Raw genomic sequence first — 11,653 nt, forward strand, 5'->3', positions numbered from 1 at the left:
TTTTTTTGGCTCTGTAGAATCTCTTATCAATTCTTGATACACGTGTGATTCACCAGCCTTCCTATTGTTTCTTGCTCAGGGTGCGGCTTCCGGATCTCTGGATGAAGAGTGGGCCGGAGAGGGATCCATTGATATTCATGGGGGGAATTGTGCCGTTCTTGTTCAATCTTCATAGTGAGGGCTTAGGGTGCCGGAGGCACCTGGAGACCGTTGCCCTCGCGCTGGGGGACTCCGCCCCCAGACCCCCGCTGATGAAGATTGGCGGAGGATTGCGTCCCATCTTCATGATCTCAACTCTTCCTTTCCGTCCTCATCGCCATCCCTGGGGTCCTGGGACAGCGCCCCCGGCGGGGGGAGGGGGAAGGCGACAGATGCATGGGTGCGCGATGAACACGTGGGGATCTCTTCATCGTCATCCATCGCCATCAATCGGTGAGGAGGAGGGGCGGAGAGTTCTGGGATGATCTCATTGATATTCATGGAAGGAATGGTGCCGTCCCTGGCCAATCTTCATGACAAGGGCTTCGGTGTCGGAGGCGCCTGAAGCTTGTTGTTTGAGTGATCGGATGAGAGAGAGGGAGAGCATGAGATCTGATTACATGTACGCACGCCCTCGCGCCGGGGGCTGGCCGCCCCCGGACCCCCGCGATGGCGATAGGTGGAGGACCGCTGTCCTGTGATCAAGGGGGATGCTTCTCCCAATTGTTTCGACCGCGTCCCTCCCTCGACCAATCTTCATGGTGAGGGCTTCGGGTGCCGGAGGCACCTGGAGACCGTGTCTAATTTTTGAAGACGAACAAAAGAGTCGAGAAAAGGACTATGTAGAAATCCTCACCCCCCTTCCCTCATGAATCTCGCCGGGGGCGCTGCCCCCGACATCGATGTTTGGGAAGGCGTGATGATCAGAACGTGCCGCCCTCTTTGCGACTCTTCATTGCAATCTCGCACCGGGGGGCGAGTGCCCCCCGGACCCCCCCGGCGAGGATAGGCGGGGGCGGCAATGACGTGATGATCCTATGTGGTGTCCTGCTCCGAAGAGGGAACAAGGATCCACTCACTGGAGACCAACAAGAATTTTCATCCCGTATGCGTGAACCCCGAGTTCATGCCCGTTTCTACAGAGTCGAGAAAAGTGAAATCTATCTTGATCAGGCCAGAGCCAGGCACATGAAAACCCGGCACCAGGCCTCCCCCTTTCTTCAAGTATTCCCTGGGACACTCTCAGAGCCAAGTCCGATCTCTGCGATCTCGGTGAGGTCGTTCCAGTCGAGGACGGTCTCGACGCACCCGTCCTTGAGGGTGACCACGCCCATCCCGATGAGCCCGATCCGGTCGCAGAGTTCGAGCCCCTCTTTGATCTCCATCAGGCACCCGACCCCGATGACCGCCTCAGGATGGTACTGCTTTACCATCCGCTTGATAAATGTCGAACCAGGCACGATGAAGACCCGGTAGCCCATCGCTTCATATGCATCGATCTCAGACCCGATGGCGCACCGTTTGCACCGGCGACAGACCAGACCTTCAGGGGTAAGGCGGGCCGGGCAGTCCCCTGCCCTCAGGCACTGGGGCAGGAAGATCGCCCGCTTTTTCACCGGTGTCTCCCCGAACGTCTTCATGTTCATGGTGTTGTGGAGCCTGATGAAAAAGGTGACCAGGTCCTTGTCGTCGAACCCGAAGAACTTGCAGATCCCCTTGATCATTCCCTCAAGCAGGACCATCCCGCTCTTCATCAACCGCGGGAAGTAAAACTCTCCGTTCCTGACCGAGAACGTGGCAATGGTCATGACAATAATCGCCCCGACGAACATCCCGATGAAGATAAGGACCGTGATCTCGCCGATCAGCGTCATCAACGGCGTCCAGAGCGGGCTTGAGAGAAACATGGTTGACATAAGATATGGGAAGGGAATTTATATATTCCGGGGTCAAGGCATCGGATCGAAGGGCGGCCTCAACACCCCCTCCTCGGTGATGATCCCGCTCACCAGGTCGAGAGGCGTGGCGTCGAAGGCGTAGTTGGTGCACCGCACGCCTTCCCGCACCGTCCGCCTGCCATTGAAGACCGCGATCTCCTCCTCGTCGCGCTCCTCGATCTCCACCTCGTCCTCGCCCAGCACCTGGTCAAAGGTCGAGCGCGGCGCCGCCACATAGAAGGGGATCCCGTGGTGGCGGGCGCAGACCGCGTGCATGTAGGTCCCGATCTTGTTGAAGGCCACATCGCGGGTGATCCGGTCGGCCCCCACGACCACGCAGTCGATCTCGCCTTTGCGCATCAGGAACGCCGCGGTCGAATCGGTGATCACCCGCACCGGGATCCCGTCCTCTGCGAGTTCGAAGGCGGTGAGACGCCCCCCCTGCAGGAGCGGCCGCGTCTCGCACGCCGTGACCGAGACTTTTTTGCCGGCCTCGACCGCCGAGCGGACGACCCCGAGCGCCGTCCCCCAGGTCGAGCAGGCCAGGCCCCCGGCATTGCAGTGAGTGAGCACCCGTGCGCCGTCAGGGATGAGCGCCGCCCCATGGCTCCCGATCGCCCGACAGGTCGCCTCGTCCTCGGCGGCGATGCGGTCGGCCTCGACGACCGCCGCCTCCTTTGCGGCTCCGACCGATTCTGCCGCCCCGGCGGCGGCGAGCACCCGGTCGATCCCCCAGCCCAGGTTCACCGCAGTCGGGCGCGTCGCCCTCAGGAACTCGGCGGCATTGACGGCCTCGGCGAGGAACCCTTCCATCTCGGCGGCCTCGCTCTGCATTGCGGCCATGGCGACCCCGTAAGCCCCGGCGATCCCGAGGGCCGGCGCCCCCCGCACCTCGAGCCGCCTGATCGCCCTCGCCAGGCGTTCGAGATCAGTACACTCCACCATCTCCAGGTGTTCAGGGAGGAGAGTCTGGTCGATAAAGACGATTCCCTCACCCTTGCGGGCGATGGTCCGCGGGATCACGCTCCCACCTTGCGCGTGTCCTGGTAGGCCCGCATCGCCGCCGCCCCGGCCATCGCCACGCAGTCAGGGATATCTTTCGGGGCGACCGCCGTCCCGGCCACATAGATCCCGGGCCTGAGCGTCGAGACCGTGTTCATCTTCTCGTCCTTGATATGCACAAACCCGGTCGGCTCCAGGGTGATCCCGAGCCGCCCGGCCAGTTCCTCGGCCCCTGCCGGGGGCTGCATCCCGACTGAGAGGATGACAAGGTCTGGGTGGAGGTACTCGACCTCCTCGCTCTCCGTGTCCTCGACCATCAACTCGAGCCCGCCGTCCCTGGCGGCGATCTCGCCTGGCATCCCGCGCAGGAACCGAACGCCCATCGCCTTGGCCCGTTCGAAATATTCCTCGTAGCCCTTCCCATAGGCCCTGAGGTCCATGTACAGCACGGTCACCTCGGTCCCTGGATGGTGCTCCTTGATCAGGATGGCGTTCTTGACCGCCGCCATACAGCAGACGCAGGAACAGTACGGACGGTCGATCTGCATGTCCCGCGACCCCACGCACTGGAGGAAGGCGATGCTCTCCGGCACCGCCCCGTTCGAGAGCCGGCGGAGTTCGCCCTTCGTCGGGCCGCTCGCGTTGATCATCCGCTCGAACTCGAGGTTGGTCACGACGTCGGGGAGCTGGAGGTACCGGAGATTGGGCTTCCGCGAAGGGTCGAAGGTGGCGTAGCCCGTGGTGATCACCACCGCGGCGGCATGGACCTCGGTCTCTTCCTCGTGGTCCTCGTCGTCCCTGAGCACGGCGTCCTTGCCGCAGGCCTCGTAGCAGAGCCCGCAGTCGATGCAGTGCTCGGCGTCCCTCACCGTGATGTTCGGGACGGCCTGGGGCATTGGTTTGTATACCGCCTTGCGCACCCCGATCCCGGCGTCGAACCGGTTGTAGACCTCGACCGGGCAGACCTCGGTGCAGTCGCCGCAGCCATTGCACTCCTTCTCGTCGATATAGCGGGGGTGGCGGAGGAGGCGGACCGTGAAGTCCCCGACCTCGCCCTCGACCCCGACGACCTCGGTGCAGGTATGGAGGGTGACGAGCGGGTGGCGCTCGACGTCGACCATCTTGGGGGAGAGGATGCACATCGAGCAGTCGTTCGTCGGGAAGGTCTTGTCGAGCATGGCCATATGCCCGCCGATCGTCGGTTCGCGCTCGACGAGGTGGACCTTCACTCCATGATTCGCAAGGTCGAGAGCGGCCTGGATCCCGGTGATCCCGCCGCCGACCACGACCACGTCAGCCACGCCTATACCTCCCGGCCAATTCGACATAGACACGTGCATTCTCCCTGATGTGCTCGCGCTGCTCAGGGTCGACCTCCTTGACGACCTTGCCTGGGACGCCGAGGACCACGGAACCCGGCGGGACGACCTTGCCTTCGGTGACCACCGCGCCGGCGCCGATGATCGAACCTTCTCCGACGACCGCCCCGTTCATCACGATCGCCCCCATCCCGACAAGCACCTCGTCTGAGATGGTGCACCCATGGATAATGGCGCCATGCCCGACCGAGACCCGTTCGCCGATGATGCTCGGGTGACCGGTGCTGCCGTGGACGACGGCGTTGTCCTGGATGTTGGAGTCGGCGCCGATGACGATCCGGTCCCGGTCGCCCCTCACGACGGCGCCGAACCAGACCGCCGCTCTCTCGCCGAGGGTGACGTCCCCGAGTACCGTGGCATTCTCTGCAATGAACACCTCGTCGCCGATGCGCAGATTGTGGTTCATATTATAGTATGGGTTTCCCCATTACTATCAATGAAGATTATGGTCGGGGGGACCTTCTCACCCCTTCATGCCGGGCACAAGAAACTGATCTCGCGCTCATTCGAACTCGCGGGCCCTGACGGTCTGGTCGTCCTGGGGCTTTCATCCGACAATTTTGCGGGCAGGAAGAGCCACCCGGTCACGACCTACGAGGCGCGGAAGGAGGCGCTGGAAACATATATTCAGAGTCTTGGCACCACGGCGAGGTGGGAGGTGGAGCCTCTCTACGACCGTTACGGTTCGGCGCTTGATGTCGATTTCGATATCCTGGTCGTCTCAGAGGAGACGCTTCCTGTGGGGCTTGAGATCAACAAACTCCGCCGTGCCAAGGGGAGGGAGATGGTGGAGATCCACCAGATCGCCTGTGTCCTTGCCGAGGACGGGCGGTGGATCTCCTCGACACGGATCATCAGGGGCGAGATCGACGATGCCGGGAGACTGATCCCCCGTGATAAATAAAAACGCCCCTAGCTTTCAGAAATAGACCCCCCCGGCAATCACCTGGTACCTGGCAGGGACCTGGACAACCCCTGAGGCGGTGACCGGCACGACCGTCTTCACCGTCGTCGTCAAGGTATCCTCTTTCACAAGATGTTTCATGCCTCCGCCGCCCCTGTACTCAAGGCTGAACGAGACCTGGGTCTGGTCCTCCGGCCCTGGTGCAAGCCCGTCGAGGAAGACGGCGGTGGTGTAGGCCCCGTCTGGCACCTGACAATATTCGGCGAGGCTCGTGTTGTCTGGCGTCCTGAGCACGGGTGCCAACAGCCGTGGTTCTTCTTTTGTCTCATGCTCTCCGACTCCGAAGGGGGCGAAGATGTCTGAGGCGTTGCGTTCTGTCGTCGTGAACGCAAGCATCCTCCCGTAGGGGGTATCCTGTACCGCCACGTTCCATCCCTCGACCTGACCTTCAGCGAACGTCTCCTCGCTCATCACCTGCTCGCCATCCGTATTCACAGGGAGAGGGACCATGATCGTCGCGGTGCCGTCCACAGGAATGCCGGAGAGGCCGGTGACCTCGATCACGTAGGAGTTGACCGAGAGTGTGGTCTCGACGAACGCAGGGGCGATGAGGAGGAGGCCGGCCGCCGCGACGACGAGGCAGGCGGTGACCACCAGGGCCAGGATGCTCCTCGTCTTTTTTCTCTCCATCTCTTCATACCCTCTGTGAATGGGATCTATCATGGCGGAATTATATGCATTGATCTGTCAGCGTAGCCTTCAGATCACATGCCTTCACATCTTGAATCGCGCCGGGGGTTGCACCCCCGGACCCCTCCGACGAAGATAGCCGAGGGGCGGCACGATGCTCGACTTCGATTCACTCCTCGAACGCGAGGATGAGGGTCAAGCATCGATCCAGTTCTGAGATGATATTTTCATCGCGTATGTGTGAGGCGGGCGCTCGCCTCATGAAATATTCTACAAGACCTGGAAAATCTTTTTTTCTCGCGAAAGGGCAGGGTGAACGCGTTGTCGCTGTTCCAACTTATCCGGTGAGTTCGACCTCGCCTGCCGCGAGCGGACGGCAGCAGATCCTGCCGTTATGGACATCTCTCATCACGGCATCGATCTTTCGGGAAACATCTGCGCGGTAATACGCCTCACCGCACCGATCGCAGATGTAAGCAGGAACATCTTTGATGACGATGATCTTGTCTCCGACCCTCGCGATGAACTCAGTTTTCCCTTCGTGCAGGGTTCCTTTACAGAACGTGCACCTTTCTGGAATCATTCTCTCTTCCTCCTTGTTCGTGTATCGGTCCAGTGTTCGTCATCCGGCATGGAGGCGGTGATCACCCTGAGGTGGTCTGTGCAGATCCCGAGTACTACGTGATAGGGACGGTCCCCTATAAAACCGAGCATGAGCCGGGACGGGCAGGGCTCATCGTCGGGATATGATTCGATCACCTCGCCGCTCCTGATCACCAGAGAGATCATCGGTGGAGATGTTGCGCGCAAACATCCTGACCCGGGCGTGATGGGAGATGATGACCGAATCCTGGTCAAGCAATGCAGTGATCTTTTCTCTGTCGTGATTCACATGCTCTCTCCGGTGTATGTCTGCTCTCTCTCGCGGATACGAAAATGTTCTCATTTTATCCTGGGCGGGAAGATGCCGACGCGATCTGACCGGGAAGGTGCTCGTTCAGAAGACCTGAAGATGCGAGTGATGGATCAGATGTGCCGTCCCTATCACAGGATCTTTGCCGCCATATCACGTCCGGGGCGGCACTACTCTTCCCCTGAAAAGAGTTCCAGGATGATCTCTCACTCAAAATTCTCTGGCCGAGGAGGCATTCGACGGATTCTATAGATCCGCCCGTCCATGGTCACGTCGACACGGAGTGTTTCGAGTGGTTCGTCGGTGTTGATGGTGGAACGCTCGATGGAGACAACATAGAACTCTTTGGGATAATCCGGGTCTGAGATACTGAGCGTCGAGGCATCGAGCGTTCTGACCGAGATCTGGAACGAGACATTATTGATTGCTTCGGGAACTCATGGATGAGAAAGAGCAATAATAACAGCATCTGATCGAGAGATCGGTTCTGTAGAAGAATTGTCGTCATATTCAGATGGATTCATGGGCTGTTCCTGAACGCACCCGGCACAGTAAATAAAGAGGACGAGGAGGAGTGCGATCACTCCTCCTCTCCTTCGGTCACGCGATCCATGCGTGGGACAGGGAACACTCGGAATGGTCCTTGCCTTCAATGACCCTGAGACTATGGGTGTTCATATCTCTGGTGGCGGGATAAAATTGTTGACCTGGCTCTGGAGAATCCCTCGGTTACTCCTGGGATGGATTCGACTGAACGGCGTTCCCACAGCCCCACACCGGGGGCTCCCTCGAAAATAGAGATTTCTCAAGCCCGCTCGCGCTCGCAGTCCTCGGAATGCGAAGATCAAAGATCTTCTGGACTTCCTCCGGTCGTCCCCCAGGATGACGATGGAGTCGGGGAGGCAACACATGGATGATCATGAAGGGGGTGTTGCCCTGTCCGCCGCCTCTCGCTTGCGTGGGGGAACGCGGAGGCGTCGACCCCTCCCTCAAAACTATCAAAAGGATCTCTAAAGAGCCAATCGTCCTCGTAAGGTCCATTGTTCTGCGGCCCCCAGGCTATCACCTTTGTCGGGGTCATCACCCAGGTGGGACAGATTTCTGAAAGCCGCGCCCTTAGTCCTCTTGTCATTCTCGCGGCCAGATCGAAGCTGATAAATACACCCAGAGTACTGCCATTCTATTGTAGTAGAATGATCCGGGATACCCACATCCGATCCCCGGCCACAAGGGAGCCGTACACATGGCGATCAAATTATTTGACTCTGAATTGAGGGTCATGGAAGTCCTCTGGAAAGAGGGGGATACGACCGCGAAGCAGATCGCAGAGATCCTGAAAGAGCAGGTGGGCTGGAGCAAGACGACCACCTATACGGTCATCAAAAAGTGCGTGGAGAAAGGAGCGATTCAAAGGATCGACCCGCACTTTGTGTGCCGCCCGCGTGTCACGCGGGAAGACGCACAGGAATTTGAAACAGATGAACTTATCGAGAAGATGTACGACGGTGCTGCCGACCAACTTGTCGCCTCTATATTAGGGCGCAAGAACCTGTCCAGAGACGAGATCGAGCACCTGAAGCAGATCGTCAACAGTCTGGAATGAGGTGGTGGGTATGTCGATACTCAGTATGACACTCTCCGCGTCTATCCTCATACTGGTGGTCGTGGCGGTCCGTGCGATGTTCCTGCTCAGGCTACCCAAAATTACCTTTCTGGTACTGTGGGGCATTGTGGTGTGCCGTTTGCTCGTTCCGTATTCCATACCGTCGCGGTTTAGCGTCTATACGCTGATGGACCGGGTGGGAAGTATGTTCTCGGAACAGATTGTCACTCCGATCTCGACAGCTGAAGGGATTCACTCTCTTGTTATCGCTTCAGAAACACCCGCACCCTCAGTATCGTCTGCCCTGTCCGTCTCCCCCCTGACACTGGTGTGGTTGGCCGGCATCTTCGTCTGTGCCCTGTTCTTCATCGTCACGCATGTACGATGCCGTCGAGAATACCGGACGGCGTTGCCGGTTGAGAGCGACTTTGTGGCTGCGTGGCAACGGGAACATCCGACATGGCGACCTGTGCAGGTCAAACGTTCAGATACAATTTCCGCTCCGTTGACATACGGGATCATCAAGCCGGTGGTATTGTTGCCGAAATCAATGGATTATACCGACAAACGTCAGTTGCGGTATGTCCTTGCCCATGAGTACACGCACGTCATGCGGTTTGATACGCTGGCAAAGAGTCTGCTGGCTGCTGCTCTGTGCGTTCACTGGTTCAATCCTGTGGTGTGGGTGATGTATGTCCTTGCAAACCGGGATATCGAACTTGCCTGCGATGAAGCGATCGTGCGGACGTTTGGTGAGACGACGAGATCTGCGTATGCTCGTACCCTCATCACCATGGAGGAAAAGAAAAGCGGACTGACTACTTTATGCAACAACTTCAGCAGAAATGCGATTGAAGAAAGGATCGTGTCCATCATGAAAACAAAGAAAACGACGACTTTTGGTATTGTCCTGGCACTGGTGCTTGTTGTTGGTACTGCAGCAGTATTTGCAACATCAGGCATATCAAGAATCGCAATTGGAGATTACACCGCTGGCATCACATATGTGGTCGAGGGAGAAAATGATAATTTTCAGACAACCCTAAATGTCCCTACTGAGCAGGATTTATTATCTGAATATGGTGCATATGGCATCTCTTTTGATGAAAAAGGTAAAATGTGTTTTAATGGAGAGCCCGTCAGATACTTTTGGGATGGTGCCGAATTAGACGATAATGCATCGTCTGTCTATTACGAATACCTTAACGCTGATGGTACGGTTGATGTCCATACAACGCGAAACGTGATAGACAATGGAGATGGGAGTGAAAATCCTTTTGGTGAATTAATAGGAATTGAAAGATATAGCCAAGAGGAATATAAACAAAGAGACCTGTCTGATTTGAAAAAGTCGTCTGGACCGGACACCTATGTAGCGGACGTATCGGGAGGATCCGGACAGGATGAATCAGTTGCACAGAGGTTTTCCAAGTATAAGGGATATGGAATTGAGTACAGAGAACGAGAAGGAGGCAGCGTTGGCAACGTCTATTATAACGGACAAATGGTACGGTTGTTTATAGATGAAAACAAATGGGGGGGAATTTTTACCTATCGGTCTGTTGATGGTGGTGAAATCATTGTTCATACGATTTATGACGAAAATGGAAAGTTGGTTGGAGTGGAAAAAGAATAAGTAACTGCTCTTTCTCTTCTCGTCAGGGGCATCCAGGGTTATTTCAGCCTGGAGACGGCAGTTCCAATCCCGGAAAATTATCCTTGTGTTCTGGTTGTGGGCCGCCTCGAGTCGGTATGTGGGCGGGAGTGGACCCTATCAGAGAGTTTTCTGGCGAAGTGTAGGGGTATCGTTGATGGGTTGAACGAGAGGGAGATGCAGGCAGTGCGCGAAAGATATCCTTCTCCTCACAACCGGGAGGAGGTACGTTATGATTTTTCAAACCTTCCCACATTCCCACGTCGGGAGTTCCCTCGGAGCATCGGGGGAGGGCACCCTGGTTTTTAGGATCTTTTTTTAGCTTTTTCGGCCCTACTTTCATTTCGACGGCCCGGAGGATGCGAGTGAGAGCGTTTTCGAGAAGACCAATAAGTCTCACGCCCTTTTCTTCAATTTGTTTCACACCTCAACTAAGCTCAGAAGAGCAGCCAGACTCCGAATCCGATCAGGATAATTCCACTACTGACTTTCATTATTTCTCTGTATTCTCTTATCTTACTCAATGAAACATATCCTCCGAAGATCCCGATTCCGATAAACGGCGTAAGCACTCCGAGACCGAAAATCAATAGGAGCGAGAGGTCCTGTATCGTGCCGTCGATCAGGATCTTGCTCAGCAATATGAGGATCATCGGTGCGGCACACGGTGCTTTGACGATCGAGAACAGCATGCCCAGGAGGAATAATCCGGCCAGCGAGGTTGAATATTTCCGTACCGAGGAATCAATGAAATTGTTCGTGGTCACCGGGAACGTTATCAACCCTGTCAGGCTAACCCCCGCGAGTATCGTGATCAGTCCCGCTGCGACTGATAGATAAGGCCCGAATCTGCCAAGCGATATCCCCACCAGCAGGACGCAACATCCCATGATGATGTATGCGGCAACCAACCCCATGCCGAATATCAACGAGTTCATGAGACTGCTTCTCAGACCTTTGCAAGAACCGGTGACATATACCAGTATAAACCCCAATATTGCCATCAGGCAGGGTGAAAAGCCGGAGAAGAGGCCCAATGAATATGCAAGCGGGATGTTCCAACTTATTGCAGGTGGCCCGCTCTCCTCTTCGGTTCCGGAGAGAGATTGTCTGATCGCCACTCTGACATTCTCTTCGGTGATCTCCTCTCGGGGAATTTTGATCGTGCTGTTCACGACCACCGCGGGAACTTCGAAAAATCCATATTGATGCCATCGTTCCCATCCATCAGGTGTATTGACATCAATTTTTTCCACATTCAATGATTCCCCATATATTTCTTCCAGATCTGAAATTATCGGGGAGGTATCTTCGCATTCGAGACATCGGGGCGCGTGAAAATATTCTAATTGAATAACGGATGCATCGACGGTAGGAATTAAGCCGATGAAACTGATAATCACTGCAACGGCAATAACCTGGAAAATAAATCTATTGCCCATATTAATGTCCCTCGTTCACGAATCGCGTATTTCGATGAACCGGGCGGTTCAAATTCATCGGACAATACATCTCGATTCCTTTCTATGATACGAAATGATGGGCTTTTCTGCGTGCGTTATTCTATGGTTCGGAAGATGATGCGCACGCCT

General features: G+C 56.4%; 11 protein-coding genes. 3 read left to right on the forward strand and 8 right to left on the reverse strand.

Features of this window, described 5'->3' with window-relative positions; genetic code table 11:
* Positions 1-1,199: 1,199 nt before the first annotated feature.
* The 4 genes from J2129_RS12480 to J2129_RS12495 are packed head-to-tail and all read right to left on the reverse strand — an operon-like array spanning position 1,200 to position 4,703.
* Complete coding sequence (locus tag J2129_RS12480; RefSeq protein ID WP_348632326.1) at positions 1,200-1,895, reverse strand: DUF116 domain-containing protein; 696 nt, start codon at positions 1,893-1,895, stop codon at positions 1,200-1,202.
* A gap of 33 nt (positions 1,896-1,928) precedes the next feature.
* On the reverse strand, positions 1,929-2,939 hold the full coding sequence (mtnA, locus tag J2129_RS12485; protein ID WP_209631168.1) for an S-methyl-5-thioribose-1-phosphate isomerase: 1,011 nt from the start codon (positions 2,937-2,939) through the stop codon (positions 1,929-1,931).
* Positions 2,936-4,219: a CoB--CoM heterodisulfide reductase iron-sulfur subunit A family protein gene (locus J2129_RS12490; RefSeq protein ID WP_209631169.1), complete on the reverse strand. Its 1,284-nt coding sequence runs from the start codon at positions 4,217-4,219 to the stop codon at positions 2,936-2,938. Before J2129_RS12490 ends, mtnA begins: the two co-directional genes overlap by 4 nt.
* Complete coding sequence (locus J2129_RS12495) at positions 4,212-4,703, reverse strand: gamma carbonic anhydrase family protein (protein WP_209631170.1); 492 nt, start codon at positions 4,701-4,703, stop codon at positions 4,212-4,214. Before J2129_RS12495 ends, J2129_RS12490 begins: the two co-directional genes overlap by 8 nt.
* 30 nt (positions 4,704-4,733) lie before the next feature.
* Between J2129_RS12495 and J2129_RS12500 the strand changes: the two genes are divergently transcribed.
* Positions 4,734-5,201, forward strand: coding sequence for a phosphopantetheine adenylyltransferase (locus J2129_RS12500; RefSeq protein WP_209631171.1), 468 nt, complete (start codon positions 4,734-4,736; stop codon positions 5,199-5,201).
* A 15-nt stretch (positions 5,202-5,216) separates the two neighbouring features.
* On the opposite strand, the gene J2129_RS12505 is transcribed toward J2129_RS12500, so the two are convergent.
* The 3 genes from J2129_RS12505 to J2129_RS13075 all read right to left on the reverse strand — a co-directional run bounded on the left by J2129_RS12505 (position 5,217) and on the right by J2129_RS13075 (position 6,680).
* Positions 5,217-5,891, reverse strand: a complete 675-nt coding sequence (locus J2129_RS12505) for a hypothetical protein (RefSeq protein WP_245320780.1) — start codon at positions 5,889-5,891, stop codon at positions 5,217-5,219.
* A gap of 337 nt (positions 5,892-6,228) precedes the next feature.
* Positions 6,229-6,474 (reverse strand): type II toxin-antitoxin system MqsA family antitoxin, encoded by a 246-nt coding sequence (locus J2129_RS12510; RefSeq protein WP_209631173.1) that lies wholly within the window; start codon positions 6,472-6,474, stop codon positions 6,229-6,231.
* On the reverse strand, positions 6,471-6,680 hold the full coding sequence (locus J2129_RS13075) for a DUF4258 domain-containing protein (protein ID WP_245320781.1): 210 nt from the start codon (positions 6,678-6,680) through the stop codon (positions 6,471-6,473). The genes J2129_RS12510 and J2129_RS13075 overlap by 4 nt, the downstream gene beginning before the upstream one ends.
* A gap of 1,367 nt (positions 6,681-8,047) precedes the next feature.
* Between J2129_RS13075 and J2129_RS12520 the strand changes: the two genes are divergently transcribed.
* Both J2129_RS12520 and J2129_RS12525 read left to right on the forward strand, forming a co-directional pair.
* Positions 8,048-8,407 (forward strand): BlaI/MecI/CopY family transcriptional regulator, encoded by a 360-nt coding sequence (locus J2129_RS12520; protein WP_209631174.1) that lies wholly within the window; start codon positions 8,048-8,050, stop codon positions 8,405-8,407.
* 10 nt (positions 8,408-8,417) lie between these two features.
* The gene (locus J2129_RS12525; RefSeq protein ID WP_209631175.1) at positions 8,418-10,043 is read left to right on the forward strand and encodes a M56 family metallopeptidase; all 1,626 of its coding nucleotides are present in this window, start codon (positions 8,418-8,420) and stop codon (positions 10,041-10,043) included.
* A 455-nt stretch (positions 10,044-10,498) separates the two neighbouring features.
* On the opposite strand, the gene J2129_RS12530 is transcribed toward J2129_RS12525, so the two are convergent.
* Positions 10,499-11,503: a cytochrome c biogenesis protein CcdA gene (locus tag J2129_RS12530; RefSeq protein WP_209631176.1), complete on the reverse strand. Its 1,005-nt coding sequence runs from the start codon at positions 11,501-11,503 to the stop codon at positions 10,499-10,501.
* Between the last annotated feature and the right edge of the window lie 150 nt (positions 11,504-11,653).

The organism is Methanofollis sp. W23 (genome assembly GCF_017875325.1).
GTDB lineage: Archaea > Halobacteriota > Methanomicrobia > Methanomicrobiales > Methanofollaceae > Methanofollis.